The following is a 26,436-nucleotide window of genomic DNA, read 5'->3' as shown; positions in this document are numbered from 1 at the left end:
CATGGACGTCACGTTACAGCGGATCGCCGCGGCGGTGGAAGAGCGCCTGGAGCGCCTGTTCCGGGACGACGAGGACGACCCCTGCGAGCTGTTCGCGCGCCGGCCGGCGCCGATGCTGCTCGAGCGCGTGCGCGATCTCACGCTGCGCGGGGGGAAGCGCATCCGGGCGGCGCTCGTCTACGCGGGCGCGCTCCTCGTCGATGCCGCCGGGGGCGGCGCGACGGCGTTGTGCGACGCGGCGGCGGCGATGGAGCTCCTGCACACGTATTTCCTCATCCACGACGACATCATGGACGACGATCTCGTGCGCCGCGGCGGGCCCTCGGTCCACGCCGCGCTGACGGCGGCCACCGGCGACGCGAAGCTCGGCCGCGACCTCGCGATCCTGGCCGGCGATCTCTCGGTCTCCCTGCACGAGCGGCTTATCGCGCGGCTCGACATCGCGGAGGAAAGGCGGCGTCGCGTCGCGTCGCTCTTCGCCGGCATGCACGCGGACGTCATCCACGGACAGGCGCTCGATCTCCTCGGGGGCCCCTCGGAGGAGGTCGCGGATCACAAGACCGCGAGCTACACGACCGTCGGCCCGATCGCCATCGGCGCCGCGATCGCGGGGGCGTCGCCCGGCGACACGGCGCGGCTCGCGGCGATCGCGCGGCCGATCGGCATCGCGTTCCAGCTGCGGGATGACGTCATCGGTGCGTTCGGTGATCCCGCGATCACAGGCAAGCCGCGCGGCTCGGACCTTCGGAGCGGGAAGCGCACGCTCCTCATCCAGCAGGCGCTCTCCCGCGCCGGCGCGGACGAGCGGGCGGCGCTCGCGGCGGCGTTCGGCAGGGCCGACGCGAGCGAAGGGGAGATCGCGGCGGCGACCCGAGCCATCGCCTCGTCGGGCGCGAAGAGGTTCTGCGAGGAACGCGCGGCCGATCACGTCGCCGGCGCGCTCGCGGCGCTCGAAAAGAGCGGCTTCGGGGCCGAGGGGAGGGCGATGATCGCCCACATCGCGCGGCTCGCCGTCACGCGCGAGAAATGAGCGGCGGACGCGACAACGCCGTCGGCCGCGCGGGGGGCAAGGTGATCCTGCTCGGCGAGCACGCCGTGGTCCACGGCGCGGCGGCGATCGCGATCGGGATCCCGGGAAAGACGTCCGTCACGGCGTGCCGCGCGCGGGGGCCCGCGTCGCTCCGGGTGGAGGGATGGGGGCTCGACGCGCGGGCCGACGGCGGCGATCCAGCGGACGTCGCGCTGCGGGGCCTCCTCGGGGCGCTCGAGGCGCCGCTCGAAGGGCTGTCCTTGCGAGGGGAGACGGCGCTTCCCGCGCGGGCCGGCCTCGGCGCCTCGGCGTCGATAGCCGCCGCTTCGGCGCGAGCCGCTGCGGCGCTCCTCGGGCTCATTCCTACTGCGGCGGAGCTCCACGCCGCTGTGCAGGCCTCGGAGCGCGCGTTCCACGGGAACCCGTCCGGTGTCGACGCGGCGGCGGTGCTCGGCGAAGGAGTGCTTCGATTCAGCCGCGATGCGGGCGCTACGAGGCTCGACGTCCAGGCGCCGGAGCTCGTCATCGTCCACACCGGCGCCCCCGGCGACACGCGCGTCACGGTCGCCGCGTTCGCGGCGAAGATCTCCGCGGAGCCCGTCGAAGCGGCGCGGCGCCTCGAGGCGATCCGCGGGATCGTCGAACGCGGCGTCGCGGCGCTCGGGCGGCGGGACGCCGTTGCGCTCGGTCGGCTGATGGATGAGAACCACGAGCAGCTCGCCTGGTTCGGGGTGTCGACGGCCGCGCTGGATCGCGCCTGCGCCGCGGCGCGGGACGCCGGCGCGCTCGGCGCGAAGCTCACGGGCGGCGGGGGAGGCGGCTGCGCGATCGCGCTCGTCGCCCCGCGGGATCGGGCGCGCGTCGCGGCGGCGTTGGGCGAGGCCGGGTTCGCGCTGGTGCCGGTATGACGGGCCTTCGCGCGAGCGCCCCGGGGAAGCTGTTCCTGTGCGGCGAGTACGCGGTGCTCGAGGGCGCGCCCGCGGTGCTCACGGCGATCGACAGGCGGGCCGTGGCGCGGTTCGGCGGGAGGGCGCTCCGGGTGTCCCCGGTCGTCGCCGCGGTGTTCGAAGAGGTTCACGCGCGTTTCCCGGCGTGCGCGATCGCCCGCAGCGACAAGGCGCCGATCGCGGTCGAGACCCGCGGGTTCGCGAGGGGCCGGGCCAAGCTCGGGCTCGGATCGTCGGCCGCGGTCGCGGTCGCGGCGACGGCACTCCTGCTCGCGCGCGCCGAGGCGACCGCCGGCGTCCCGGGAGAACGGATCCTCGAGATCGCGCTCGCCGCGCACCGCACGGCGCAGGGAGGCCGGGGCTCGGGCGCGGACGTCGCCGCCGCCGTGCTCGGGGGCACCATCCGCTACGAGAGGGGCGCGACGGCGGTCGGCCTCGGGCCCCCGCCCGCCGCGATTGCATTCGTCTGGACCCGCAGGCCCGCCTCGACGACCGATCTCCTCGCGCGCGTCCAGGCGTTCGCGGTCGCGTCCCCGGCGGAGCACGGTGCGCTGATAGGCGATCTCGCGGCGCTCGCGGCGGCCTTCCTCGCCGCCTACGCGGCCCGCGACGCGAACGAGATCGTCCGCCTGACCTCCGCGTACGGCGCGGCCATGGCCCGCCTCGGCGAGGCGTCGGGCGCGCCTATCGTGGACGCGGCGCACGCGCGCGTGGCGCGCCTCGCGGCGTCCTGCGGGGGCGCCGGAAAGCCCTCGGGCGCCGGCGGCGGGGACACGGCGGTGGCGATCTTCGCGCGCTCCGAGGATCGGGATCGCTTCGCGATCGCGGCCGCCGAGGACGGCTTCGCGGTGCTCGATCTGCGGTGCCACGAGCGCGGCGTCGAGGTGTCCGGGGGAATGGTGGGACCCCACTCCTGATCCCATTTCCGCCGTTTGGTTCCCGTCTGGTTCTAGTCGTCAGGGCTTTCTTCGCAGTCCTCGACCGCAGCGTTCCAGTCGCCGACGACGCAGACGCCGCGAATCTCGAGCGCGCCGATGTGTTCTGCTTGATCGACGGCGTCGATCGGGTTTTCGGCGATCCACACTTCATCGTAGACGCCGAGGCCCTCGTTGGCCACCAACGGCGCAAGATCCGAAATGGAGTTTGTGTCGAGATAAACGTACTGAATCGAAGAGAGGGATGAAAGGGGACCAATCTCGACGATTTGATTATCGTCTAGACGAAGAAAAGTCAGCTGGGAAAGAGGGGAAAGTGGACCGACGTCGACAATTTGGTTGAAACCGAGATCGAGCATTGTCAGTTGAGACAACGAGGAAAGCGGACCGATGTCGACGATCTGGTTGTTGAAAATGGAGAGATAGGTGAGCGAAGAGAGAGAGGCCAGCGGGCTGACGTCGGCGATCTGGTTGGCATAAAGACCGAGCTCGATCAGCGAGTACAGCGAAGCGAGCGGGCCGATGTCGGCGATCTGATTCCCGCTCAAGTGGAGCGCGGTCAGCTGAGACAAAGAGGCGAGCGGACCGATGTCGGCGATCTGATTGCCTTGCAAGTGGAGCGCGGTCAGCGAAGACAGCGCGGCGATCGGGCCGACGTCGTCGATCTGGTTATGATCCAGGTTGAGCGTCGTCAGCGAAAGAAGCGAGGCGAGCGGGCCGACGTCGTCGATTTCATCGTCGGAAAGCGCGAGGTTGGTCAGCGCGTTCAGGCACTGGATGCCTTCCAGCGACGTAATCGTCCTGTTGCTCGCGTCGAGAATCGTCAGTTCGGCAACGTCCTCGGGATAGATCTCACCCGATGGCAGGCCGATCGCTTCCCTGATCGCCGCCTCGAGGTCGGCGTCCGCGAACACGAGCGGGCCGTCGCACGCCTGGTCGGTGCCTGAATCCGCGTCCGAGTCCGAGTCCGCTCCGGAGTCGCCAGCGTCCACCGCTTCGTCGCGCGAGGAGCCGCACGCTGTGGCAGCGGCGACCAACCACAGAGCGAACGGCGCAAGCAATCCTGCTCTCGTGCGAAACATGTTCGCCTCCTTGTTTACGGTGAAGTCGGAGCATTTTTCGCGCCAGGGCTCAATTGTAGAACAATGGAGTGAATCCGCCGAGATCCTGCGGGTTTCCTGTCTCGGGCGGGAAAATGGGGACGGCACAACTTGTGCCGCGCGCTGATCACTCAGCCACTGGAACGCTGATCCGCTCGATGCGCGACGCCCGCCCCGACGCCGCGTCCGCCGTGACGAGGACGGCCTGGAACAGGACGCCGGAGGTCGCCGGCTTGAAGCTCTCCGGCATGCCGGTGACGAAGCGCGACAGCACGAGATCCTTGCGCATGCCGATGACCGAGTCGTGCGGGCCGGTCATCCCGACGTCCGTGATGAACGCTGTGCCTCCCGCGAGGACCTGCTCGTCCGCGGTCTGCACGTGCGTGTGCGTGCCGATCACCGCCGTGACGCGGCCGTCGAGGTGGAGGCCCATGGCGCGCTTCTCGCTCGTGACCTCGGCGTGGAAGTCGACGACCACGATCGCCGCCGCGCCGCGCCGCGCGAGCGCGCGATCCGCCGCGGTGAACGGGCTGTCGGCCGGGTCCATGAACACCTGCCCGACGAGGTTCATCACGGCGATCGGGACGCCCGCAGCGGTCTCGAAGACGCCGAACCCCCGGCCGGGCTGCCCCTCGACGAAGTTCAACGGGCGGAGCAGCCGCGGCTCCTTCTCGATGTACGGGCGGATCTCCCGCTGGCGCCAGACGTGGTTGCCGGTCGTCAGGACGTCGGCGCCGGCCGCGAAGAGATCCGCGGCGAGCGGCGGCGTGATCCCGACGCCGCCGGCCACGTTCTCCCCGTTCACGATCGTGAAATCGACGGAGCGCTCGGCGATCACCCGCGGCAGGGCGCGGCGCGCGGCGAGCAGGCCCGCCTTGCCCATGACGTCGCCGACGAGGAGCAGCCGGAGGTCTCCCACCGCCGCACCCTACTTCGCCGTCGCCGTGGCGCGGGTCTCGCGGATCACGGTGACCTTGATCTGCCCAGGGTAGGTCAGCTCGGTCTCGATGCGCTGCGCGATATCCTTGGCCAGGATCGACGCCTCGGCGTCACCGATCCGCTCGGACTCCACGAGCACGCGAACCTCGCGCCCGGCCTGGATCGCGTACGACTTGTCGACGCCCGCGAACGACCGGCAGATGTTCTCGAGGTCCTCGAGCCGCCTGACGTACTGCTCGAGCATCTCGCGCCGCGCGCCCGGGCGGGCGCCGGAGAGCGCGTCCGCCGCGGCGACCAGGTGCGCGATGACGCTCGTCGGCGGCTCGTCCTCGTGGTGCGAGCCGATCGCGTTCACGACCAACGGCTCCTCGCCGAACTTCTTGGCGAACTGCGCGCCGATCACGGCGTGCGACCCCTCGACCTCGTGGCTCATCGCCTTGCCGATGTCGTGGAGGAGGCCGGCGCGGCGGGCCTTGCGCTGGTTCAGGCCCAGCTCCGCCGCCATCATCCCGGCGATGAACCCGCACTCCACCGAGTGCCGGAGAACGTTCTGCGCGTAGCTGTACCTGTACTTGAGGCGGCCGAGCATCTTCACGATCTCCGGGTGCACCCTGGCGAGGCCGAGCTCGAGGATCGCCTGCTCGCCGGCCTCCTTTATCATCTTGTCGACGTCCTTCGCGGCCTTGGAGACGATCTCCTCGATCCGCGTCGGGTGGATGCGGCCGTCCTGGATCAGCCGCTCGAGCGAAAGCCTCGCGACCTCGCGGCGCACCGGGTCGAAGCCCGAGATGACGACCGTCTCCGGCGTGTCGTCGACGATGAGGTCGATGCCGGTCGCCGCCTCGAGGGCGCGGATGTTGCGGCCCTCGCGGCCGATGATGCGGCCCTTGAGCTCGTCGGTCGGCAGCTGGATGACGGACACCGCGCGCTCCTGGACGTGCTCGCCCGAGTAGCGCTGGATGGCGATGCCGACGATCCGCTTCGCGCGCGACTCAGCCTCCTCCTTCGCCTCGTCCTCGATCTGCCGCACCGTGATCGCGGCCGTGCGCTTGGCGTCGTCCGTGATCTGCTCGACGAGCTCCTTCTTGGCCTCGTCGCGCGTCATGCCCGCCTTGCGCTCGACGATCTTCCCGATCTCCTCGGCCTGTTCGTCGAGCTTCCGCTTGCGCTCCACGAGCGACCGCTCGGTGCGTTCGAGACCGGCCTCGCGCTTCGAGAGCTCGATCTCCTTGTTCGTCATCAGGTCCTTTTTCTTCTCGAGCACCTCGTCGCGCTGCCGGAACCGCTCCTCGTTCTTCTTGACCTCCGCCTTGACCGAGCGCCCCTCCTCCTCGACCGCGGCCAGCGCCTTGATCTTCTCCTCCCGCGCCGCGATCTCCGCGTCGCGCAGCAGCGTCTTCGCGTCCCGATCCGCCGTCTGCAGAATCGCTTCGGCCTTGCGCTTGGCTTCCTCGTGCTCCTCGGTGCCGCGCTTCGACTTCACGGCGCCCATGATCAGGGCGCCTATGACGGCCCCCGCGACCGCGGCGATCGCTCCGATGATGATGATGTTCATGCGACCGGCTCCTCTATGAAAAGCGCGCGGCGGGCTCGGCGTTCCGACGCGACGCGATCCTGCGCGCCGGCGCACGTGCGGCGCCGGAGGCGCGACGCCCGGGAGGAGCAGTGCGGTCGGATCAGCACCGAGGTGGGCCGGTGTTCCGCCCTCGACCGTGCGGTCGGGCTGGAACGCCGATCCGCGACTCGTCCCTCAGCCGCGATCGCAGAAGAGGCGGTCGCTCGAGGGTCGATTATTTGAACCCGCCGTTCGCCGAGAACGGCAGCGCAAATAACGCTGTCGCACCGATCGCGCCTTCTGCGCGATCGCGTCTCCGGACCTCGGGGCCCGAACGATATGTCCACACTCCCTCACCGGGAATGACCGCGCGCACTATGGCGCAGACGACCGGAAATCGCAAGCGTATTCGGTGGGATATCGGCGTCTCGGGGGCGCGATCAGCGGGTCTGGCCCGCGGCCAGCACGTCGTCGATGCGGGCGATCAGCTGCGCGACGAACCCCCGGGTGCTCTCGCGGATCTGCTCGCCCTGCTTGCGCGCGTCCAGGAGCTCGTCCATGAGCACGATCGCGACCATCGCGAGGGCGCGGAACTCCTGCTCCGCCCGCGGGCCCTTCTTGTCGATTGCGTCGTAGCGCGCGCCGACCTCGTCGGCGAGCTGCTTGACGTGCTCGGGATCGGCGTCCGAGCGGATCTGGAAGCTGTGCCCCCCGATGGCAATCGTGTAGGATCGCATGGATTTCGAGTCTAGCCGCCCGCTGTCTGGGGGTCAACGAAACATTGGGTGCGCGGCGACGGCGCGCCTTGACTTTTGATGTCGCGACGTTAAATCGTCCTTCTAGAGCTCATGCACGGAAAACGGGACTACTACGAAATCCTCGGGGTTCCCCGCGACGCGGACGCTCGGCAGATCAAGCAGTCGTACCGTCGCTTGGCGATGGAGCATCACCCGGACCGCAACCCCGATCGCCCGGACGCCGAGGAGCGCTTCAAGGAGGCGGCGGAGGCGTACGAGGTGCTGAGCAATCCCGAGAAGCGGGAGATCTACGACAGGTTCGGCCACGAGGGGCTGCACGGCCAGCCCGGCTTCTCCGGCGTGGACGACATCTTCACGCACTTCGGCGACATCTTCTCGGACTTCTTCGGCGGCGACCTGTTCGGCGGACGGCGCCGCTCGCGCCCGCCGCGACCGGCCCGCGGCGCGGATCTGCGCTACGACCTCCAGATCACGTTCGAGGAGGCGATCCGCGGGATCAAGAAGAAGATCGAGGTCTCGCAGCTGCGGACCTGCGAGGCGTGCGGAGGCGACGGCGCCGCCGCGGGGACCACGCCCGAGGCGTGCCGCACGTGCCAGGGCACCGGACAGGTCGTGCAGCGCGCCGGGTTCATGACCCTCGCGACGATGTGCCCGTCCTGCTCCGGCAAGGGCACGGTCGTCGGCGTCCCCTGCGAGGCGTGCCACGGGATCGGGCGCGCGCCGTACACGCGCTCGGTCACGGCGTCGGTGCCGGCGGGCGTGGACACCGGCATGCGCCTGCGGCTCGCCGGCGAGGGCGAGCACCCGGAGCACGGCGGGGAGCCCGGCGACCTCTACATCTTCATCGAGGTCGCCCCCCACGCGACGCTCGTGCGCGAGGGGAACGACCTGCTCGCGGACGTCACGGTGCCGTTCACGAAGGCGATCCTGGGGCACACCGTCACCGTGGAGCTCGTCGACGAGGAGATCGAGGTGGAGATCCCCCCCGGCTCGCAGCCCGGCCGCCAGATCGTCCTCGAGGGGAAGGGTGTGCCGTACGTCGGCCGCTCCGGGCGCGGGGATCTCGTGGTCACGCTGCGGATCGAGCTGCCCGAGCGCGTGGACGGGAAGTCGCGCGAGCTCCTCGCCCAGCTCGACAAGCTCCTGTCATGAAGGCGCGGCACGTCCGGGATCTCCTCCTCGTCGCGGCCGTCGTCGCGATCGCGGTCGCCGCGGTCGTCCCGTCCCGCGCCCCCGATAGGGAGCCCGTCGCCGCGGATCGCGGCGACGCCCCGAAGGAGGAGCCGCCGGAGCCTCCGGCGCAGGAGGCGCGCGGCGCTCCGACGCCGGCCGTCACGGCGTTCCCGATCGCCGCGGGCGCGACCTGGGTCTACCACGTGGAGGGGCCCGAGGAGCTCGTGCCCTCGGACCGCTGGACGCTGGAGGTGCGCGCGCTCCCCGAGGGCGACGCGCCGGGCGAGGTGGCCGTGGGCTTCGGCGCGGAGCGGAGCTCCCACCCGTTCTGGATCGAGGGCGGCGCGGTGCGGCTCGCGGCGCTCCCGTTCGTCGAGCCGCTGGAGCTCAGCGGACCAAAGCCCGGCGCGATCGAGGGGTTCCTCGTGCCCCCGCGGCGCGGCCTGGGAGACGGGGCGGCGTGGAGCCAGAGCTTCGCGCGCAGCGGCGAGCACGAGATGACGGACGCGAAGGGGCGGACCGAGCGCGTCGCCGTCCGCGGCACGCAGATCGACCGCGCCCTGGCCGGGGAGCTCGCCGACGTCACGGTGCCGGCCGGCACGTTCCCGGCGCGCCGGATCGATTGGACCGCCCGCGTCGAGCTCTTCGTCGGAAAGAGGCCGGTGCTCGATCCGCTGACGGCGAAGCCGTTCCGCACGGAGATCCTGTGGGTTTCGGAGGGCGTCGGGATCGTGCGCCGCCGCGTGGAGCACGCGATCCCCGACGAGACGGTCGTCACTTTCGACCTCGTGAGCTACACTGTCCCGCCGCCGGCTGGCGGCATCTAGCGGGCCGAGGCGTCCCCGGGGCCCATGGAGAGCTGCATGGAGAGGACCATCGCGAGAATCCTGATGGAGATGGGCGCGGTCACGCTGCGGGCCGATCCCCCGTTCCAGTGGGCGTCCGGGCGGTTCGCGCCGATCTACTGCGACAACCGCCTCGTCATGTCCGAGCCGGACAAGCGGATCGCGGTCGCCGAGGGCTTCGTCCGCGCCATCGAGGCTCGCGGGTGGAGCCCCGAGGTGATCGCGGGCACGGCCACGGCGGGCATCCCGCACGCCGCGTGGGTGGCGCACCTCATGTCGCTGCCGATGGTCTACGTTCGGGGGGCGGCCAAGGGGCACGGCAAGGAGAACCGCATCGAGGGGAGGCTCGAGAAGGGGCGGCGCGTGGTGCTGATCGAGGATCTGATCTCCACGGGCGGCAGCTCGCTCGAGGCCGCGACCGCGCTCGTCGAGGCAGGCGCCGCGCTCGAGGGGCTCGCGGCGATCTTCACCTACGGCCTGCCCGTCGCGGCCAAGCGCCTCGCCGAGGCGGGCGTCGACGCGATCGCGTTGTCGAATTTCAACGCGCTCATGGAGGAGGCGCTGGCGCAGGGCGCGCTCACGGCCGCGCAGAAGGCGATCATCGCCGAGTGGCAGCGCGATCCGGGCGCGTGGTCCAAGGATCGCGGCGGCGCGCCGTAGGATCGAGGCTGCGCTTTCCATGCCGTCGACACGGGCGAGCGGCGTCGAGATCCGCTTCGAGGTGCGGGGCGGGGGCCCGGCGCTCCTCATGATCCCGGGGTGGAGCCTCGACCTGCACGCCTTCGACGATCTCGTCGCCCGCCTCGAGCGGCGGTTCACCTGCGTCGCCATGGACAACCGCGGGGCCGGGGAGAGCGAGGCGCCGCCCGGGCCGTACGAGATCCGGGATCTCGCCGCGGACGCGGCCGCGGTGATTCGGGCTGCGGGATGCCGGAGGGCGTTCGTCCTCGGCCACTCCTTGGGCGGCTTCACGGCGATCGAGCTCGCGCTCCTGGAAGGCGCGCCGGTGGGAGGCCTCCTCCTCGTCTCCACCGCGGCGGCCGGCGCCCGCGAGCGGATCGGCCAGGCCGAGGAGGTCGCCGCGGCCATGGATCTCCGCGTCGGCACGCCGGCGGAGATCGCCCGCGCGACCTTGCGGGCGTCGATCGGCGAGGCGCACCTCGTGGCGCACCCCGGGGAACTCGAGCGGCTCGTCGACGGGAGGCTCGCGCATCCTCCAAGGGGGCGGGGCGTCGCCGGGCAGCGCGCGGCCGCGCTCTCCTTCGACGCGGTGCGGCGGCTCGGACGGATCAGGGTCCCGACCGCGGTCGTGCACGGCGACGCGGATCGCGTCGTCGCCCCGTCGTGCGGCGCCGAGCTCGCGGCGGGCATCCCGGGCGCCGCGTTCCACCTCTTGCCCGGGGTCGGTCACGCGCCGTTCTGGGAGGCGACGGCGGAGCTCGCCGCGATCGCCGAGAACGCGTTCCTGTAGGGGCGCCGTCCCGCCGCGCCCGCGCGATCAGAAGGCCTGCCTGAGCTCGAGCATCGCGAGGTCCTGCTCGTAGCCGAAAGCCTGCCCAGGAACGCGCTGGTACGCTGCGCCGCAGCCCTCGATTTCGACCATGGGCCTCGGCGCGGCGTCGATGTTCGAGGAGCGCTCGTGGTGCAGGTAGCGCACGGCGAGCACGGCCCTCTGCCAGAGATCGAACTGCAGCTCCGCCGACAGCTCCCACTCGAAGTCGCGGCGCGCGAGATCGTAGTACTCGCTCTTGAACGCGGCGTTCTCCTCCGCGCTGAACTCGGGGTTCGTCATGAACGCCGGCCTGAACGAGTTCTCCTGGTTTCCTATCGAGTTCAGGTACCAGTGGTAGAGGAGCCTGCCGCCGACGAGCACGGAGAGGTGCGGCAGCGGCGTGGACCACTTCAGCTCGAACGACGCCTCGGACAGGAGCTGGTCGTACTTCACGACGTCGGGATCACGGTAGGTGCGATCGTAGCGCAGCCCCGCGTAGGTCTTGAGCTGCAGCGCGCGATCGAGGAACCAGCGCTGGTGCTGCGCGCGCAGGCGGAAGCGGTTCGCGCTCCTTTCCGGCTCCAACTCGTTCGGCCGCGCGTCGTACTTGAGCTGCAGGCTCCACGCCGCGTTCTTCGACCTGGCGAAGGACCACCAGGCGCGCCCGCCTATCGAGTACGCGAACAGCTCGAACGCGTCCGCGGACTTCACGTACGAGCCCGCGAGGCACGGATCCGCCGCCGCCCCCTCGGCGTCCGGCTCGCGGAACTCGATCTCGTGGTCGAGGAACTGCACCTCGACGTCGACCCCGAAGCGCAGCTCGTGCTCGAGGCGCTTCCCGAATCCGCGCCAGAGGTAGCTGAGCTGGGTCTGGAAGTGCGTGAGGTTCACGTCGGGCGGCGAGACGCGGTTGTCGAAGTACAGCTCCTCGTCCGAGGCGTTGCTCGGCGAGGGACCGATCTCGGTCCAGCTCTGCTCCCGGTACAGCGTCGCGGCGCCGAGGAACCCGTGCGTGTAGTTTCCGCCCGCCACCGAGAGATCGCCCCGGAACACGCTCTGGAGCACCGGCGCGCCCGCCTGCCCCGGATCGTCGAACACCGCCGCGGTCGGGTGCGTGTTCATCCCGATCGACCCGAGGAGCTGGCCCCTCCATCCGTTGGCCCGCGGGAAGGCGGTCGCCGCGGCGCGGCGATCCGTGACGGCCTTCGAGATCTCCGGATCCGGGCCCGCCTCCGCGGCACGGAACATCGCCGCGGCCTTGTCGGTCTTCTTCTGGCGCTCGGCGATCACGCCGCGGAAGAAGGCGCAGCGCTGCGCCGCGTCCGCGGGGAGATCGCGCGCGGCCCGGGCGAGCTGGCGATCCGCTTCGTCCAGCGCGCCGCTCTTGAGCAGCGCGTAGCCGAGGTAGTACCGGAGGAGGGCCTTCTCCCGTGCGTCGCGCGCGACCGCGAGGCCGGCCTCGAGGTGCTCGATCGCCCAGGTCCAGTCCTGCTTCCCGAGCAGAAGGAGCGCGAGCCCATACCGCGCCTCGACGCTCTCGGGATCGAGGATGACCGCCGAGCTGAGCGCCCGCTTCAGCTCCTTCTCCCGATCCGGATAGGCCTCGGGCCGCTCCGCGACGAGATCGGCCCATTCGAGGCACGCCCGCACGCGGCCGCGCTCCGCGAGGCACGCGCGCTTGAACGCCGCGACCGCGTCCTTCTCCCGGCCCTCCGCGCGGGCCGCGAGCCCGGCGCCGTAGTCGATCTCGGCGTCGACGCTCTCGGCGATCGCGGCTCGCGGGGAGGCCGCCGCCGCGACGGCGATCGCGATCGCCGCACCGAGACGCGCAGTGGCACCTTCCTTCCCCATGACCGGGCATTTTATTTGAGGTGGTATTCAAATACGAGGTCGAATTCGATAGGCACCCCGCGCGGGCACCGCTTCCCTTTGCAGCAAGGTCGGGTATCCTTTCCCCGTGGCCGACACCGACTTCAGATCGCGGGCGCTCCGGGAGGCTCTTCGCTACGGCGGCGACAGGTACGTGTTCGTGCGCGAGCTCGCCCAGAACGCCCGCGACGCGACGGCGCGGCGGATCGACGTGACGGCCTCGTTCAAGAGCGGCCTGCTCGAGACGGTGTTCGTCGACGACGGCGTGGGCATGACGTTCTCCCACGCGCGGAAGTACCTGTTCACCCTGTACGCGTCGAGCAAGGAGTCCGAGGCCGAGAGCGCCGGGCGCTTCGGCGTCGGGTTCTGGTCGGTGCTGCTCCTCGAGCCGGATCTGATCCAGGTGGAGTCGCTGCCCGCGCGCGGCGAGGGGTTCTCGGTCTCCCTGAGCGGCAGGCTCGGCGACGAGGAGCGCGGGCCGTGCACCCTCCGCCAGGGCGGGACGCGCGTGCGGCTCGTCCGGCGCCTCGACGAGCGGGAGGGGATGCGCGCCTGCACCGAGATCGAGCGCGCGCTCAAGCGCTACTGCGTGCACCTGCGGAGGAACGATCGCGCCCACTCCCCGCTCGCCGTGTACCTCAACGGGGCGCGCATCGACGCGCCGTTGTCCGTCGACGGGCCGTGCTGGATGTCGTTCGAGGACGGATCCGTCGAGGGCGCGGTCGGGCTCGGCGCGAAGCCGCTCGTCGAGCTGTACGCGCGCGGGCTCCTCGTGTGGCGCGGCACGACGATAGACGAGCTCCGGTACGGCGCGCCGCCCGCCGCGGAGCAGGCGCACCCCGAGGGGCTCGCGCCCGTGTACGTCCTCAACGGCAACTCCCTCGCGGTGACCCTGGATCGGCGCGCGGTGATCGACGATCCCGCGCTGCGCAGGCTGCGCCGCGTCGCCCGGCGCCGCATGCGAGAGCTCCTCGGCCGCTACCTCGACACGGTCGCCGCGCGATCGTGGGTCGCGCGCCTCAAGGACGCCGTCGCCGGAGTGCTCGACGACTGGCGCACCGCCGGCCCGCCGAGGCCGGCGATCGCGGCGGCCGTGGTCGTCGCCTTGTGCGCCGTGGCGCTCGTCGCGTTCCGCTGGGATCTCGTGCGGAGCATCCTGCCGCGGGGGGCGGCGGCGCCCGACGCCTCTCAGGCTGCGGTCGGGGTGCCGGCGGATCCGATCGCCACGCCGCTCGGCGTCGCCACGCCCTACGGCGGGCCGGTGATCACGCCGCTCGACGCGGCCGCGATCCTGCCGCTCGCCTATGCGCCGCCCGCGCGGACGCTGTTTCGGACCGCGGCCGTCGAGCGGCTCGATCCCGGGAGGGGGGCGGTCGCGTCCGAGCCGTCGGCGGTGTCGGTTGCGCCGGCGTACCGATGCGCGCAAGGCTGCGTGCGCGTCGAGATCGGCGTCCACGCCGGCCCCGGGCTGCTCCCGCTCCCGGTGCCGACCGGGCACCGCGTCGAGACGCTCGCGATCCGGATAGGCGGCAAGGCGGTCGGCCCGCTCCTGCTCACCGCGCAGGGCGATCCGGTGCTCGCGCTCACCGACCGCGAGACGGACGGCGTCCTCGCGTACCGGACCGGCCCGTCCTCCGAGGCGCTGGCGGTCGAGCGCGCCGCGGCGCTCATCGAGGTGCCGGCCGAGATGGCGTTCCCGGGCGATCTGGATCGCGTCGCCGCGAGCGCCCGCGCGATCCCGTGGACCTCCGAGCGCGCGGAGCTCGTGGTGGAGCACGTCGCGCGCAGCATCGCCTACGATCGCTCGCCCGAGACCGCGGAGGCGTACCGGCGCTTCGTCGGCGCCTCCCCGAAGGCGGGCTGGCTCGAGTTCGTCTCCGCGTCGGGCCGCGGAGACTGCGACGTCAAGAACGCGGTCGCCGTGGCGGTGTTGCGGCGCGCGGGCGTGCCGTCGCGCCTCGCGCTCGGCTACGCCGGCAGCGCGGGCCGGGCCGTCCCCGGCATGCACGCCTGGGTCGAGTACCACGACGGCGGATGGGTAGCCGCCGACGCCTCCGGCAGCGCCGTGCGCACCGAAGGCGCCGGCTCCGCGCAGGGGGCGCCGGCGTCGCCCGCCCCGGCCCCTCCCGCCGGGGGCGCGGCGCCCGAGACCGGGCCGCGTTCCGGGGACGCGCGGCTCTTCCTGGTCGCGGTGACGGCCGCGAGCGTGGCGGCGATCGCGGCCGTCATCGGGTTGATAGCGCTCGTCGGCTCGGGCGGCGTCCGGCGGCTGTCGGTCCCGAAGTCCGACGTCGACAAGCGCCGGGTGGCGGCGAAGATGCTCGTCAGCTCGTTCGGCGATCCCTCCGTTTGGCTCAAGGGGAGCGGGCTCGAGGGCCGCGCGCTCCTGCCCGCGCTCGGCGGCGCCGCGCCGTTCGCCCTCGACGAGGCGCTCGCGCTCGGCAGGGCCGGCGCCCTCTGGTTCTCGACCGGCCGCTCCGCGCTCGCGAAGCGCGCCGCCGCCCGCGGGGCGCGCATCCTCGACGCCGCGGATCCGGACTTCGGAGAGATCGCGCCGCGCATCCCGGGCGCCCAGGACGTCGACGCGGTCTCGAAGCTCTACGCCGTCGACGCGAGCGAGCTGCCGCCATCGAGCGCCGCGGCGGGACTCTTGATCGAGGCGGCGGACGATCTGCTGACGCGCGGCGGCTGCCCGCCGCGGACGGTGTGCTGCTGCCCGGGCCTCGCCGACGGATGGATGCGCGACGTGGATCTCGCCGGCCTGCGGCTCCAGGCGCGGCCGACGAGGCCCACGCGCTTCGTCGCCGTATCGCCCGATCACCCGTTCGTCGCGGCGATCTCGGCGCGCGCGGGGAGCTCGCCCGAGCTCGGTGCCTTCCTGCTGGTCGACGCGCTGCTCGGGGAGAGCGGCCTCCTCGCGCGGCGCGCCCAGCGGGTTCGGAGGGTCGCCGCGGGGGCGGTGCTCGAGGTGGCCGGATGACGCGGCCGCTCCTCAGCATCGACGTCGAGGCCGAGATCCGCAAGCTGACTGGGCAGCGCTTCAAGACGCCCGCGGACTACGCGGTGGAGCTCCTGAAGTGGGCCGCGACGCAGCGGCCGATGCGCATCGACGTCGCCGTGACCCGCGCGTCCTTCGGGCTGTCCCACGACGGAGACGGGCTCTCGCCGCACCTGACGCGCGACCTCGCGGCGCTGTTCGACAGGCGGCGGCCGGAGGAGGAGCGGCACGAGGCGCTCGTCGCGATCGAGGGCGTCGCGCCCGAGCTGCTCGCCGCGTTCGCCGTGCCCGGCGGGCGCGTCCGCATCACGACGCCGTCCGGGAACCGGGTGACGGCCTACGAGTACTCGCGCGACGGCACCGTGCTCCGCGTCGACCCCGGCGACGACGATCGGCTCACGATCTCGATCCGGGGTCGCGGCCGCGATCCCGCCCTCGAGCGGCGGATGCTCCGCGAGGCGGGACGGCACTCGATCGTGCCGATCTTCATCGACGGCGAGCGCGTGAACCACGGGCCGAAGCTGGACGACACTGTGGTGCAGGTCGATCTGCGGAACGAACGGCTGCACGGCGTCGTGGGCCTGCCGTCGAAGAGCGACCTCGTGCGCGTCGTGCGGCTGAGGCGCGGGATCCGCGTCGAGGAGAGGCTGCTCGCCTCCGTAGGCGGCATGATCCTGCACGCGGTCGTCGACGAGAGCGACGACGACTTCGAGGCGACGAGCGGCACGCTCCGGCGCGCGGGAAGGCGGCTGTACCGCCGTATGGCGCAGATGTACGAGGAGCTCACGGACGAGCGCCGGGCCAGGGCGTTCGAGCTACTGCTCACGCGGTACGAGCACACCCGGGAGCCGGAGCTGCTCGAGGGGGTCCGGACCTTCGCGGTCGCGTCGGGCCAGCCGCTGGACCTCGACGGGGTCCGGAGGCTCGCCGCGGGCGGCCAGCTCCACGCGATCTCCCTCGACGAGCCCCCGCGGCGGTACGATCTGTCGGGCCGCACGGTGCTCCGGCTCACGACGCGCCAGCGCCGCTTCCTCGAGAAGGAGCTCGGGGTGCAGCTCTGGGCGCCGTCGCTTCGGCGCGAGGACCTCGGCCTCGCAGCCGCCGTCGCGAGGCTGCGCAGATCGCTCGCGGCGCGGCTCAGGCCGCCGCTCACCGGGAAGGCCGGGCGCGCCGTGCCTGACGACGATCTCGAGCGGGAAGAGCTCGCCTTCCTCGAGGCGGTCCGGGCCGAGATCCGGTCCGGGGCGTTCTCGCTGCCCGGGGAGGCGCGCCCCTTCGGCCTGCGGTTCAGGATGGCGTCGAGGCAGCGGCGGCCGTTCGTGCGGATCGAGCGGGCGGACGGCGGGAACGAGTACCGCGTGTCCCGCGATCACCCGCTCGTCCGGCGCATGATCGACGCGTACGCGAGGTCCCCGGCGTACCTCTACCCCGCGCTTTCGGCGCTCGCCGAGGGGCACGACGGCTACGCGGACAACCGCGCCGAGGCCGGGCTCTCGGCGCTCGCGCGGCTCGCGCCGGAGAACCGCTGAACGCTTGACCGGCCACGCCGAACCGCATAACCGTTCTACCCATGGACACCGCCTGGACAGCCGCGCTCGGCGCGGTGCAGGGGCTCACCGAGTTCCTCCCGATCTCGTCGTCCGGGCACCTCGCCGCGGCGGAGCTCGCCGCGCCGCGCCTCGGGTTCGAGGGCGCGGGCGGGGAGGAGCCGCTCCTGTTCGGGATCCTGCTCCACGTCGCGACGCTCGCCGCGGTGCTCGTCTACTACCGCGCCGCCGCGTGGGACGCGATCCGCGGCTTCGGCCGGGGCGTCGCGGCGCTCGCGCGCGGCGGGCTCGGCCCGGCGATCGAGGCCGACGAAGGCACCCGCCTGGCGGCGGCGATCTGCGTCGGCACGCTGCCGACCGGCGCGCTCGGGCTGGCCCTCGAGCGGCCGACCGGCGGGATCGCCGGGTCGCCGCTCGCGCTCGGGCTCTGCTTCCTCGCGTGCGCGGCGATCCTCGTCGCGACCCGGTGGTGGCCGGGCGGCGCGCGCCGGCTCGACTGGCGGGTGGCGCTGATCGTCGGCATCGTCCAGGGGATCGCCGTGCTCCCGGGCGTGTCCCGTTCGGGCGCGACGATCGCGGCCGGCCTCGCGCTCGGATTGCCGCGCGACGAGGCGGTGCGCTTCTCGTTCCTTCTGTCCGTGCCCGCGATCGCCGGCGCCGCGCTCCTCGAGCTCGACGGTGCGGCGCTCGCGGGGGCGGGAGAGATCTCGCCGCTCGTCGCGGGCTGCGCGGCGGCGTTCGTCGCGGGGTTCGCGTCGCTCGCCGTCTTGCGGCGGATCGTCCGCGGCGGCCGGCTGTGGCTGTTCGCGCCCTACGTCGCGGCGGTGGGCGCGGCGCTCGTGATCGCCTCGCGGGCCTAGGAGGAGAGATGGACAAGACGTTCGCAGTGATCATGGCCGGCGGCGTGGGCGCGAGGTTCTGGCCGGCGAGCCGGGCGGCGCGGCCCAAGCAGCTCCTCGATCTCACAGGCGGCGGGGCGTCGATGATCGCCGCGACGCTCGCGCGGCTCGAGCCCGACATCCCCGCGCGGCGCGTGATCGTGGTCACCGGGCGCGCCACGGCCGACGCGGTCCGCGCGGCGCTCCCGGCGCTCCCCAAGGAGAACGTCCTCGCGGAGCCCGTCGGCCGCAACACGGCGCCGTGCATCGGCTGGGCGGCGCTTCACGCGCGGCGGATCTCGAAGGACGCCGTGCTTGCCGTGCTGCCTTCCGATCACCTGATCCGCAGACCCGAGGAGTTCCGCGCCGCCGCAAGGCTCGCCGTTGGCGCCGCCCGCCGAGGCGTGCTCGTGACGTGCGGCATCACGCCGGACCGGCCGGAGACCGGCTTCGGCTACATCGAGCTCGGCGAGCCGCTCGCGGAGGGCGTGCGCCGCGTCGTGCGCTTCGTCGAGAAGCCGGATCTGGCGACCGCGAAGGGCTACGTCGCCTCGGGGCGCTTCGCGTGGAACTCGGGGATGTTCTTCTTCACGGCGGAGCGGGTGCTCGGCGAGATCGCGCGGCAGATGCCCGAGCTCATGCGCGGCCTCGACGAGATCGACGCCGCCATCGCGGCGCAAGACGAGGCGGCGGTCGTCGACCGCGTCTTCCCGAGGCTCCCGGCCCAGTCGATCGACTACGGCGTGATGGAGAAGGCGGAGGGGATCTCCTGCGTGCCGGTCGACATCGGGTGGTCGGATCTCGGTTCGTGGTCCGCGGCGCACGATCTCTCGCCGAAGGACGCCGACGGCAACGCGTTCGGCGCGGAGGTCGTCGCGGTCGACGCGCGGGGCTGCCTCGTCCGGGCGCCGACCGACGTGCTCGTCGCGCTCGTGGGTGTCGAGGATCTCGTCGTGGTCGGCACAGGAGACGCGCTGCTCGTCTGCCGGAAGGATCGCGCGCAGGACGTCAAGCGCGTGACCGATATCCTGCGCGACCGGGGGCGGAAGGATCTGCTGTAGACCTTCGCCCCGATACCTGTGCCCCCGTTCAGCGTTGACCCGAGCCGAGCGGCGACCGTACCGTCGTCCGGCCATGCGGCTGAAGCTGTCACGACCGCTCATCGTCTTCGACCTGGAGACGACGGGCACCGACCCGCAGCGCGATCGCGTCATCGAGATGGCGGCGGTCAAGATCTGGCCCGACGGCCGCCAAGACGAGAAGGTGCGGCGCTTCAACCCGGGCATGCCGATCCCCAAGGAGGCGACCGCCATCCACGGGATCACCGACGAGGACGTGCGCAACGAGCCGCCGTTCGCCAAGGTGGCGCGCGGGCCCAAGGGGATCGCCGCGTACTTCGCGGGGTGCGATCTCGCGGGGTACAACGTCATCAACTTCGACATCCCGATGCTCTCCGCCGAGCTCGAGCGCGCCGGGGAGCGGCTGGACGTGACCGGCGTCGCGGTGATCGACGCCTTCCGCATCTTCACGAGCCGCGAGCCCCGGAACCTCAAGGGCGCGGTGCGGTTCTACCTCGGGCGGGAGCACGCCGAGGCGCACGCGGCCGCGGGCGACGTGCGCGCCACGGTCGCCGTGATCGAGGCCCAGCTGAACCGATACCCGGAGCTGCCGGACACGCCGCAGGGGCTGGACGCCGCGGTGCGCGATCCCGAGGAGGTGGACCGCCGCGGAAAGCTGCGCTGGATCGACGGCGAAGTTGCGGTAAACTTCGGGAGGCACAAGGGACGAACCCTGCGGTGGCTCGCCCGGGAGGAGCCGGACTACATTCGGTGGATGATCGAGAGCCGCGTCCTCGAGGACGCGGTCCACCACCTGCACGACGCCTTGATCGGGCACTTCGCCCGGAAGGATAGCGCTCCCGCCGCGGACGGCCCGGGGGAGGCACAGGAGGATGGTTAAATGAAAATCGAGAAGATCGTTTTAACGGCTTGCGCCCTGGCGTTGTTCGCGGGCTTCGCGACGTTCGGGTGCGGCGACGATGACGCGTCGAGCGACTCGGACACCGACACCGACACCGACACCGACACGGACACGGATTCCGACACGGACACCGACACGGATTCCGACACGGACACCGACGCCGACGGCGGCACCGAGTACGAAATCACCGCGACGATCACCGTCCCCGACGAGTTCGACGCGACCCCGGCCTCCATGGCGGCGGTGTTTTACACAGAGTTCCCGCCGCCCGACGAGATGCCGGTCGGCTGGGGCGGCCAGATTGCGGATCCGGTCATCGGGCCGACCACGCCGTACGAGCTGTCGACCCAGGCCTTCGAGTTCATGGGGACGACCCCGCTCGGCGACGGCACGTACTACATGGCGATCGTCCTCCTCGTCGAAGGCGGCGGCACGACGACGCCGCTGGAGGGCGTCGACTGGACCGGCGCGAGCGCCACGGCGATCGCCCTCCCGGCCACGGGCACCGTGGACGTAGGCGACATCGAGCTCTCGATCTACGGCGGGGCGCCGGACGGCGGCGTCTGATCTCCCGAATAAAATGATTTCACGCCACCTTCTCAGAATCGCCGTCACCGCGTCGGCGCTCGCGCTCCTCCCTGGGTGCGGCGGCGGCAAGGGGAGCATCCAGGGGCTGTCGGACGTCCCGACGGACCGGGACACCGAGATCTCGGCCGCCGATCTCGTGCCGCGCGCCGTGCTCGTCTCCGCGGAGCTCACGACCGCGGTGGACGAGGAGCGGTACGTGGCCACGGCGCCGGTGCTCACCGAGTTCCCTCCCGAGGGGCCGCAGATCTTCCTCGTGGGCAAGCTCAAGCACGTGCCCACGCAGGCCCGCATCGAGGTGCGCTGGTTCCGCGACGCGGATCCCAGGCCGGTGCTCGTGTCCGAGACCGAGGGCTCCGACACGTTCACGTTCGCGGCGTCGCTGCGCCCGGTCGGGCCGGCGTTCGTCCCCGGGCCGTACACGGCGCGGATCTTCGTCGACGAGCGGGAGGTCGGGGGCGCGCCGTTCACGGTGACGGGCACGCCGCCGTCGGACGAGGGGGCGCGGGCGAGCGAGCTCAAGGTGTCGACCGCGGTGGGCTTCAAGATGAGGCCCAAGCGCCCGGGCTCCGAGTTCGAGGCCGGGACGAAGCGGCTGTACGCGACCTTCCGCGTCGACGGGGCGCCGGAGGGATCGAGCGCGACCGTCCGGTGGTCGCGCAACGGCGCCGTGTTCCACGAGCAGGAGGTCGAGGTCGCTCCCGAAGGTCGCTTCGGCGCGGAGCTCGGCGCGGCGAGCGGGCTCCCGGACGGACCGTACACCGTGGCGGTGATCCTCGCCGGCGCGGACGAGGTGACGGCCGGGTTCACTGTGGGCGACGCGTCGGCCGGGCCCCGCGTGGACCTGCTCTCGCTCGGGCGCACGCTGGGCGACGACAACCTCCCCGAGGCCGAGGTGAAGCTCTTCTCTAGGGGCGACGACGCGGTGCGTTGCGGGCTCAGGTTCCTGGATCTCGCACCGGGCTCCGAGATCAACGTGGTGTGGTTCGCGGAGTCCGATGACGGCGAGCCGCTCCGGATGTACGCCGTCCGGAGCGCGGTCCCGGCGGGCGGCTCGGGCACGATGGGGGCCGAGTGGACGCAGCCCGACGGCGGTTTCGAGCCGGGGTCCTACAGGGTCGAGGTGATCATAGGCGACCAGAAGCTCGCCGAGCTCGGCTTCACGGTCGAGTAGAACCGCTCCAACGTCCCGTCGTTCGAGGAGACGCGGAGGACGCTGTCCGGGGCGCCGTGCATGTACCTCATCGGATCGATCCGCACTCCGCGCGAGATCAGCTCGAAGTGGAGGTGCGGTCCCCTCGAGATGCCGGTGCTCCCCACCCGGCCGAGCACCTCGCCCGTGACGAGCCGCTGCCCGGGGCGGGCCCGGAGCTCGGAGAGGTGCGCGTACAGCGTCACCCAGCCACCGGAGTGGAGGACGAGCAGGACGTCGCCGTAGCCCTTCAGCTCGTCGCCGGCGTAGCCGACGATGCCGGGCGCCATGACCCTGACCTCCGTGCCCTCGGGCGCGGTGATGTCGACCGCCTCGTGGCGGCCGCCGTCCGAGCCGAAGCCCCGGCCGAGCCTCCGGCCCGGCAACGGCCACTCCAGGCGAGCCGGGCGGGTATCCCCTCCGGCCGCGTCGGTCCAGGTCGACGGAAATCCGCCGTTGAGCAGCAGCGTCGCCGCCATCCGCGTGCCGAGGCCGAGTTCGGAGGCCAGCTTCGTGGCGACCCTGGCGCTCGCGGAGCCGCCGTCCGCGCCGCTTACAGTGGCGATGAAAACGATCGCTCCGAGGCAGATCGCGGCTATGGAGATCTTGTGTCGCATTCCAATGCCAACACGTGGATCCTGCCAGAAATTCCCTGAAAAAGCTAGAGGATGGACAAGGTATAGACCGTCGAGCGGTTTCCCATGACGATGAGGTAGCCGCCGAACTCCACGGGCCGCGAGAAGAAACCGCCCATCGGGTTGAGCCGTTCGAGCACCTTTCCGGAGCTCGTCGAGACGACGATCAGCCCCTCCTCGCTGTCGGAAACGAGGAAGACGTCCTCGTAAAGCAGCGGATCGCGGAGCACCCCGCTGCCGAACGCCGAGCACCACTCGGTCTCGCCGCTCTCCCTCGAGATCGCGCACATCCCCTTGCCGCCCGCAAACGCGGCATAGAACATCCCGTTCGTGGCGCCGAGCCCGGTGATGCCGACGAGATCCGGGCGGGTCCAGATCACGTTCCCGGTGTCGACGTCGAGCCCCCACAGGCCGCCGCTCACCGAGGCCGCGGCGAGGATGCCGTCGACGACGACCGGGGTCGCGTCCGCGTCGATCAGGTTGATCTGCCCTTCCTTGGTCGCGGAGACGACCTCGGCAGCGAGATCGGAGGACCAGAGCTGCGCGCCGGTGATCGCGTCCAGGGAAGAGACCGTGCCGTCGGCGAACGCCGCGATCACGGCGGCGCCGACGTGGAGGATGTCGGAATAGCCGGTCGCCGAGAACCCCTCGACGGGCGGCTTGCGGTACCGCCAGACGACCTCGCCGGCGTTCGGGTCGATCGCGTAGACGGTGTTGTCGGCGTTGGCGAGGTACAGCGTGTCGTCGCGCATGATGACGGACCTCTGGACCTCGGCGCCGGTGTCCGTGGACCACAGGAGGCGGCCGGAGCGGGCGTGCACGGCGTACAGGAGGCCGTCGTCGGCGCCGAAGTAGACCCGCTTGCGCGCGCTGTCGTACAGGGGCGTCGAGCCGACCGGATCGTCGACGGAGAAGCGCCAGAGCGTCTCGCCGTTGCGCAGGTCGAGGCAGTAGAGGCCGCCTATCGCGGCGCCCACGAACGCCCGGCGCTTGTCCGTGTCGAACGCGGCGCCGCCGGTCTCGACCGGCCTGAACCGATCGTGCTCCTCGATCATCTCCGGGATGTAGAAGTTCGGGAGCGACGGGGCGAGGTTCTTGACCCAACGGAGGCGCAGCACCTGCACGCCGGCGCGGGAGCTCCACTTCGGATCCGTCAACGGGATGGAGCCGCACGACGCGGCGACGAGCGCGGCGGCGAGCGCGAGGAAGACAAGTCGCCGCGGGAGGATCACGGCGCGCCGGCTCCGGCGGCTTGCTTGGCGCGGAGCAGCTGCTCGAGCAGCGCCGGGTCGATCCCCTCGAGCCCGCTCATGCCGGCGCTCGGGAGGCTCGGCACGTCCGCCGTGGGGTCGATGGACAGGAGGAGCTCGCGCGAGGCGACGAACGCGTAGTCGAGCGCGTCGATCTGCCCGCGCTCCTTGATCGCGTCGATGACCCCTTTGAGCAGCTTCTTCGCGGCGTCGACCTCGCCCTTCTGGACGGCGATCCGCGCCTCGTGGTAGCGGCCGACGAGCGACGCCGTGCCGTCGCCGAGATCGCCGAGCTCCTTGTACTTCCCGCGGGCCTCGTCGAGCTTGCCCTGCGCCTCGAGCGCCTGCCCGAGCCCCTCGAGCGCGTTGGCCTTCAGCCAGGCGCCGCCGCTCCCGGCCTCGCCGAGGAACGCCTCGTACTCGGCCGCGGCCTTGTCGAACGCGCCGAGATCGAAGTGCGACGCCGCTGCGCCGAGCCGGGCGATCGCGCCGATCGACGTCCCGGCCTCGTCGGCCGCCGCCTTGGCGAACCGCTTCTGCGCCTCCTCGGCCCGCGCCTTCCGCGTCTCGAAATAGACGAGATCGGGCGCCTGTTTCTTGATGTCCTTCGGCACCTCGGCGGCCGGGATCACGGGCGCGAGGTACGCCTCGAAGCCCCGGCTGAGGAGCGCCGACGCCTCCGCGCGGCCGCTGTCGATCAGCTGGCTGACGGCGATCGCGCCGACGACGATCACGAGCGCCGCGATCGCGCCGATCCCGATGGGCTGCCGCCTGTCCACGATCCAGTTGAAGATCGTGGCGGACTTCGTCATGAACTTGTCCTTCATCGGATCGAGATCGTCCTTCTTGTCCGTCTTCACCGATATCTTGTTCCGTGCCACGGCGAGCGTGCTCCTCTCGTTTCCGGCGCCGCGCCCGTCGAGGGGCATCGCGGCGGTGGGCGAATATATGCCGGTGCTCGAAGCCCGTCAACCGACTGCCGGGCGGCGCGTTTGTTGACCGTGGCGCGCACCGGGCGCTATGAAAACTGCATGGGCACGATCGCTCGGTTCGCCAAGATCGCGATTCCCGCCGCGCTCCTCCTCGCGGCCGCGATCCTCGTGCCGTTGAAGCTCTTCGACCAGCGGGGCTTCGAGCGGGTCGAGAAGCTCGAAAGGGAGCTCGAGCAGATCGACGAGGCGAACCGCGCGCTCGATCGGGAGAACGAGTCGTTGCGGCAGCAGATCCGGGCGTTCCACTCGGATCCGGAATACATCGAGAAGGTCGCGCGCGACGAGCTCGGCATGGTCGGACCGGACGAGACGATCTACCAGTTCCCCGAGAACGACCGGCCGTAGGCCGACGGGCCCCTCCACCTACCGGACGATGTACCAGCGCGCGTTTGGCGTGATGTCGAAATGGAAGTGGTTGTGGTGCGCCTCGTTGGCGTTCGGGGTGAGCACGACGTTGAAGATCTTCCGGGCGTGCAGGGCGCACGCGAAGTCGCGGAGCCGACGCCCCACGTCGGTGTCGGCCGCCGCCTCGCACGGCGGCTCCCCCGAACGGCGTTCGTACCCCGAGAGCACCTCCACGGCGGTGCCGTCCGCGGCCGTGAGCCAGCCGACGTCGATCGCGAGCCCGCGGCGGTGCATGCTCGCCTTGCCCGCCTTGGCCTTGTCCTTCGTCGGCCGGTAGGTGGAGTAGAACAGGATCTCCCTGAAGCCCTGCTCGCGAGCCGCCCCGGCGACGGCGCGCAGCGCGACGATCAGGCGGCAGTCCATCACCTCGTTCAGCCGGACCGGGCGCCTCGCCTTCGGGCGGATCGCCACGCCGTCGATCGGGCCGTCGAGGAGCAGCGGCTGCCGGACGGACGGCGTCTCGAAGCCGGGCTTCGACACCGCGACGCCCGCGGCCGCGAGCGCCTCGCTGCAGGCCTCGTCGGTCATCGACCAGACGTCGTACGCCGTGGCCGCGGCGCTCGTCGCCGTGGCGCTCTCCGCCTCGGCGGGGGCGGGGTCCGCGGGGGCGCCGAACGACGCGATGAGCCGCGCGATCGGATCGCCGTCCGCCGCCTCGCCGTCGTCGAGCCCCTCGAGGGAGATCTCCTCCTCCTCGAGCGACTGCGCCTCGCGGTCCGCGCCCGTGTCCGTCGTCGTCTCCTCGATCGCCGCTTCGCCGGCCGGCGGCTGGGGAGTGAACAGGGAGCACGAGGCGATCGACGCGGCGACCGCGAGGGCGAGACGCTTTCGCGCGCGCTTCACTTCTGCGCCGGCCCGGCGACCTCGCGGAAGACGCGGAGGAAGTTGCCGCCCAGGATCTTGGCGATGTCCGCATCCGAGAAGCCGCGGGCTACGAGCGCCTCGGTGAGCCGCGGCAGATCCGCGGCGCTCGAGAGCTCGGCCGGGCCGATCGCGAACCCGTCGAAGTCCGAGCCGAGCCCGACGTGGTCGACGCCGGCCACGCGGGCCGCGTGCTCGATGTGATCCACGAGCCTCGAGAGCGGCACCGGCGGCAACTTCTTCCTCGCCTCCGCGTTGAACAGGGCCCAGCGCTCCTTGCGCGCCTTGCCCGGCTCCTTGGCGAGGCGCTTGTCGATGAGCGCGTACTGCGGCGCGAGCGCCTTGCGGAGCGCCTCCGACGCCTTCCCGTTCTCCGCGTCGAGGAACCCGGCGACGAAGTCGATGCCGACCACGCCGCCGTTCTTCGCGAGCGCGCGGAGCATGTCGTCGGAGAGGTTGCGGTGGTGGTC

25 protein-coding genes are annotated in these 26,436 nt (G+C 71.8%); 15 read left to right on the top strand and 10 right to left on the bottom strand.

All coding sequences use genetic code 11. The features are described 5' to 3' along the window. Position 1 precedes the first annotated feature (1 nt). Genes M0R80_06130 through M0R80_06120 form a run of 3 tightly spaced genes read left to right on the top strand, consistent with a single transcriptional unit; the run spans position 2 to position 2,894 of the window. The gene (locus M0R80_06130; protein MCK9459198.1) at positions 2-1,030 is read left to right on the top strand and encodes a polyprenyl synthetase family protein; all 1,029 of its coding nucleotides are present in this window, start codon (positions 2-4) and stop codon (positions 1,028-1,030) included. Continuing rightward, entirely contained in the window at positions 1,027-1,938 is a 912-nt protein-coding gene (mvk, locus tag M0R80_06125; protein ID MCK9459197.1) for a mevalonate kinase, read from the top strand. The genes M0R80_06130 and mvk overlap by 4 nt, the downstream gene beginning before the upstream one ends. Then, positions 1,935-2,894 carry a hypothetical protein gene (locus M0R80_06120; protein MCK9459196.1) on the top strand — a complete coding sequence of 320 codons (960 nt, stop codon included), beginning with the start codon at positions 1,935-1,937 and terminating at the stop codon, positions 2,892-2,894. The genes mvk and M0R80_06120 overlap by 4 nt, the downstream gene beginning before the upstream one ends. A gap of 32 nt (positions 2,895-2,926) precedes the next feature. Here the strand turns inward: M0R80_06120 and M0R80_06115 are convergent, their stop codons facing one another. From M0R80_06115 to M0R80_06100, 4 genes are all read right to left on the bottom strand, one after another. Continuing rightward, positions 2,927-3,994, bottom strand: a complete 1,068-nt coding sequence (locus M0R80_06115; protein MCK9459195.1) for a leucine-rich repeat domain-containing protein — start codon at positions 3,992-3,994, stop codon at positions 2,927-2,929. Positions 3,995-4,139: 145 nt separating this feature from the next. Continuing rightward, complete coding sequence (locus M0R80_06110; GenBank protein MCK9459194.1) at positions 4,140-4,931, bottom strand: YmdB family metallophosphoesterase; 792 nt, start codon at positions 4,929-4,931, stop codon at positions 4,140-4,142. A gap of 9 nt (positions 4,932-4,940) precedes the next feature. After that, entirely contained in the window at positions 4,941-6,506 is a 1,566-nt protein-coding gene (gene rny / locus M0R80_06105; protein MCK9459193.1) for a ribonuclease Y, read from the bottom strand. A 440-nt stretch (positions 6,507-6,946) separates the two neighbouring features. Further along, a complete protein-coding gene (locus tag M0R80_06100) occupies positions 6,947-7,243 on the bottom strand; it encodes a cell division protein ZapA (protein MCK9459192.1) in 297 nt (98 codons plus the stop codon). Between the two features lie 111 nt (positions 7,244-7,354). Here M0R80_06100 and dnaJ point away from each other — a divergent pair, with 111 nt between their 5' ends. Genes dnaJ through M0R80_06080 form a run of 4 tightly spaced genes read left to right on the top strand, consistent with a single transcriptional unit; the run spans position 7,355 to position 10,753 of the window. Further along, a complete protein-coding gene (gene dnaJ / locus M0R80_06095) occupies positions 7,355-8,416 on the top strand; it encodes a molecular chaperone DnaJ (GenBank protein ID MCK9459191.1) in 1,062 nt (353 codons plus the stop codon). Then, positions 8,413-9,264 carry a hypothetical protein gene (locus M0R80_06090; GenBank protein ID MCK9459190.1) on the top strand — a complete coding sequence of 284 codons (852 nt, stop codon included), beginning with the start codon at positions 8,413-8,415 and terminating at the stop codon, positions 9,262-9,264. Before dnaJ ends, M0R80_06090 begins: the two co-directional genes overlap by 4 nt. A 36-nt stretch (positions 9,265-9,300) precedes the next feature. Next, entirely contained in the window at positions 9,301-9,942 is a 642-nt protein-coding gene (gene pyrE / locus M0R80_06085) for an orotate phosphoribosyltransferase (protein ID MCK9459189.1), read from the top strand. Between the two features lie 19 nt (positions 9,943-9,961). Then, positions 9,962-10,753 carry an alpha/beta hydrolase gene (locus M0R80_06080; GenBank protein MCK9459188.1) on the top strand — a complete coding sequence of 264 codons (792 nt, stop codon included), beginning with the start codon at positions 9,962-9,964 and terminating at the stop codon, positions 10,751-10,753. A gap of 27 nt (positions 10,754-10,780) precedes the next feature. On the opposite strand, the gene M0R80_06075 is transcribed toward M0R80_06080, so the two are convergent. Continuing rightward, complete coding sequence (locus M0R80_06075) at positions 10,781-12,625, bottom strand: hypothetical protein (GenBank protein MCK9459187.1); 1,845 nt, start codon at positions 12,623-12,625, stop codon at positions 10,781-10,783. Between the two features lie 106 nt (positions 12,626-12,731). Here M0R80_06075 and M0R80_06070 point away from each other — a divergent pair, with 106 nt between their 5' ends. The 7 genes from M0R80_06070 (at position 12,732) to M0R80_06040 (ending at position 21,805) form a co-directional block, all read left to right on the top strand. After that, on the top strand, positions 12,732-15,623 hold the full coding sequence (locus tag M0R80_06070; GenBank protein ID MCK9459186.1) for an ATP-binding protein: 2,892 nt from the start codon (positions 12,732-12,734) through the stop codon (positions 15,621-15,623). After that, positions 15,620-17,170, top strand: a complete 1,551-nt coding sequence (locus M0R80_06065) for a hypothetical protein (GenBank protein MCK9459185.1) — start codon at positions 15,620-15,622, stop codon at positions 17,168-17,170. The genes M0R80_06070 and M0R80_06065 overlap by 4 nt, the downstream gene beginning before the upstream one ends. 41 nt (positions 17,171-17,211) lie before the next feature. Further along, positions 17,212-18,048 (top strand): undecaprenyl-diphosphate phosphatase, encoded by an 837-nt coding sequence (locus M0R80_06060; protein ID MCK9459184.1) that lies wholly within the window; start codon positions 17,212-17,214, stop codon positions 18,046-18,048. Positions 18,049-18,056: 8 nt separating this feature from the next. Continuing rightward, positions 18,057-19,127, top strand: a complete 1,071-nt coding sequence (locus M0R80_06055) for a sugar phosphate nucleotidyltransferase (protein MCK9459183.1) — start codon at positions 18,057-18,059, stop codon at positions 19,125-19,127. Positions 19,128-19,200: 73 nt separating this feature from the next. Further along, positions 19,201-20,025 carry a 3'-5' exonuclease gene (locus M0R80_06050; GenBank protein MCK9459182.1) on the top strand — a complete coding sequence of 275 codons (825 nt, stop codon included), beginning with the start codon at positions 19,201-19,203 and terminating at the stop codon, positions 20,023-20,025. Then, positions 20,026-20,613: a hypothetical protein gene (locus M0R80_06045; protein ID MCK9459181.1), complete on the top strand. Its 588-nt coding sequence runs from the start codon at positions 20,026-20,028 to the stop codon at positions 20,611-20,613. Between the two features lie 13 nt (positions 20,614-20,626). Further along, positions 20,627-21,805 carry a hypothetical protein gene (locus M0R80_06040; protein MCK9459180.1) on the top strand — a complete coding sequence of 393 codons (1,179 nt, stop codon included), beginning with the start codon at positions 20,627-20,629 and terminating at the stop codon, positions 21,803-21,805. Here M0R80_06040 and M0R80_06035 read toward each other — a convergent pair. Genes M0R80_06035 through M0R80_06025 form a run of 3 tightly spaced genes read right to left on the bottom strand, consistent with a single transcriptional unit; the run spans position 21,742 to position 24,637 of the window. Further along, the gene (locus M0R80_06035) at positions 21,742-22,440 is read right to left on the bottom strand and encodes a M23 family metallopeptidase (protein ID MCK9459179.1); all 699 of its coding nucleotides are present in this window, start codon (positions 22,438-22,440) and stop codon (positions 21,742-21,744) included. The genes M0R80_06040 and M0R80_06035 overlap by 64 nt on opposite strands. A 44-nt stretch (positions 22,441-22,484) precedes the next feature. After that, the gene (locus M0R80_06030; GenBank protein MCK9459178.1) at positions 22,485-23,690 is read right to left on the bottom strand and encodes a PQQ-binding-like beta-propeller repeat protein; all 1,206 of its coding nucleotides are present in this window, start codon (positions 23,688-23,690) and stop codon (positions 22,485-22,487) included. Further along, positions 23,687-24,637: a hypothetical protein gene (locus M0R80_06025; GenBank protein MCK9459177.1), complete on the bottom strand. Its 951-nt coding sequence runs from the start codon at positions 24,635-24,637 to the stop codon at positions 23,687-23,689. The genes M0R80_06030 and M0R80_06025 overlap by 4 nt, the downstream gene beginning before the upstream one ends. Before the next feature lie 102 nt (positions 24,638-24,739). Between M0R80_06025 and M0R80_06020 the strand changes: the two genes are divergently transcribed. After that, complete coding sequence (locus M0R80_06020; GenBank protein ID MCK9459176.1) at positions 24,740-25,045, top strand: septum formation initiator family protein; 306 nt, start codon at positions 24,740-24,742, stop codon at positions 25,043-25,045. Between the two features lie 18 nt (positions 25,046-25,063). Here the strand turns inward: M0R80_06020 and M0R80_06015 are convergent, their stop codons facing one another. Together M0R80_06015 and M0R80_06010 are read right to left on the bottom strand one after the other, a co-directional pair. After that, on the bottom strand, positions 25,064-25,948 hold the full coding sequence (locus M0R80_06015) for an extensin family protein (protein MCK9459175.1): 885 nt from the start codon (positions 25,946-25,948) through the stop codon (positions 25,064-25,066). Beyond that, positions 25,945-26,436, bottom strand: a 492-nt coding sequence (locus M0R80_06010) for a dipeptidase (GenBank protein MCK9459174.1), incomplete at its 5' end; no start/stop codon positions are given. The genes M0R80_06015 and M0R80_06010, both read right to left, overlap by 4 nt.

The organism is Pseudomonadota bacterium (assembly GCA_023229365.1).
Lineage (GTDB): Bacteria > Myxococcota_A > Polyangia > JAAYKL01 > JAAYKL01 > JALNZK01.
Note: the sequence above shows the minus strand (reverse complement) of the source record. Positions and strands in the feature narration are given on the sequence as shown.

Excerpts from the sequence above, each read along its gene's own strand:
- M0R80_06130 (MCK9459198.1), top strand. The coding sequence starts at position 2 with ATGGACGTCACGTTACAGCGGATCGCCGCGGCGGTGGAAGAGCGCCTG.
- mvk (MCK9459197.1), top strand. The coding sequence starts at position 1,027 with ATGAGCGGCGGACGCGACAACGCCGTCGGCCGCGCGGGGGGCAAGGTG.
- M0R80_06120 (MCK9459196.1), top strand. The coding sequence starts at position 1,935 with ATGACGGGCCTTCGCGCGAGCGCCCCGGGGAAGCTGTTCCTGTGCGGC.
- M0R80_06115 (MCK9459195.1), bottom strand. The coding sequence starts at position 3,994 with ATGTTTCGCACGAGAGCAGGATTGCTTGCGCCGTTCGCTCTGTGGTTG.
- rny (MCK9459193.1), bottom strand. The coding sequence starts at position 6,506 with ATGAACATCATCATCATCGGAGCGATCGCCGCGGTCGCGGGGGCCGTC.
- M0R80_06100 (MCK9459192.1), bottom strand. The coding sequence starts at position 7,243 with ATGCGATCCTACACGATTGCCATCGGGGGGCACAGCTTCCAGATCCGC.
- dnaJ (MCK9459191.1), top strand. The coding sequence starts at position 7,355 with ATGCACGGAAAACGGGACTACTACGAAATCCTCGGGGTTCCCCGCGAC.
- M0R80_06090 (MCK9459190.1), top strand. The coding sequence starts at position 8,413 with ATGAAGGCGCGGCACGTCCGGGATCTCCTCCTCGTCGCGGCCGTCGTC.
- pyrE (MCK9459189.1), top strand. The coding sequence starts at position 9,301 with ATGGAGAGGACCATCGCGAGAATCCTGATGGAGATGGGCGCGGTCACG.
- M0R80_06080 (MCK9459188.1), top strand. The coding sequence starts at position 9,962 with ATGCCGTCGACACGGGCGAGCGGCGTCGAGATCCGCTTCGAGGTGCGG.
- M0R80_06075 (MCK9459187.1), bottom strand. The coding sequence starts at position 12,625 with ATGGGGAAGGAAGGTGCCACTGCGCGTCTCGGTGCGGCGATCGCGATC.
- M0R80_06065 (MCK9459185.1), top strand. The coding sequence starts at position 15,620 with ATGACGCGGCCGCTCCTCAGCATCGACGTCGAGGCCGAGATCCGCAAG.
- M0R80_06060 (MCK9459184.1), top strand. The coding sequence starts at position 17,212 with ATGGACACCGCCTGGACAGCCGCGCTCGGCGCGGTGCAGGGGCTCACC.
- M0R80_06055 (MCK9459183.1), top strand. The coding sequence starts at position 18,057 with ATGGACAAGACGTTCGCAGTGATCATGGCCGGCGGCGTGGGCGCGAGG.
- M0R80_06050 (MCK9459182.1), top strand. The coding sequence starts at position 19,201 with ATGCGGCTGAAGCTGTCACGACCGCTCATCGTCTTCGACCTGGAGACG.
- M0R80_06045 (MCK9459181.1), top strand. The coding sequence starts at position 20,026 with ATGAAAATCGAGAAGATCGTTTTAACGGCTTGCGCCCTGGCGTTGTTC.
- M0R80_06040 (MCK9459180.1), top strand. The coding sequence starts at position 20,627 with ATGATTTCACGCCACCTTCTCAGAATCGCCGTCACCGCGTCGGCGCTC.
- M0R80_06035 (MCK9459179.1), bottom strand. The coding sequence starts at position 22,440 with ATGCGACACAAGATCTCCATAGCCGCGATCTGCCTCGGAGCGATCGTT.
- M0R80_06025 (MCK9459177.1), bottom strand. The coding sequence starts at position 24,637 with ATGCCCCTCGACGGGCGCGGCGCCGGAAACGAGAGGAGCACGCTCGCC.
- M0R80_06020 (MCK9459176.1), top strand. The coding sequence starts at position 24,740 with ATGGGCACGATCGCTCGGTTCGCCAAGATCGCGATTCCCGCCGCGCTC.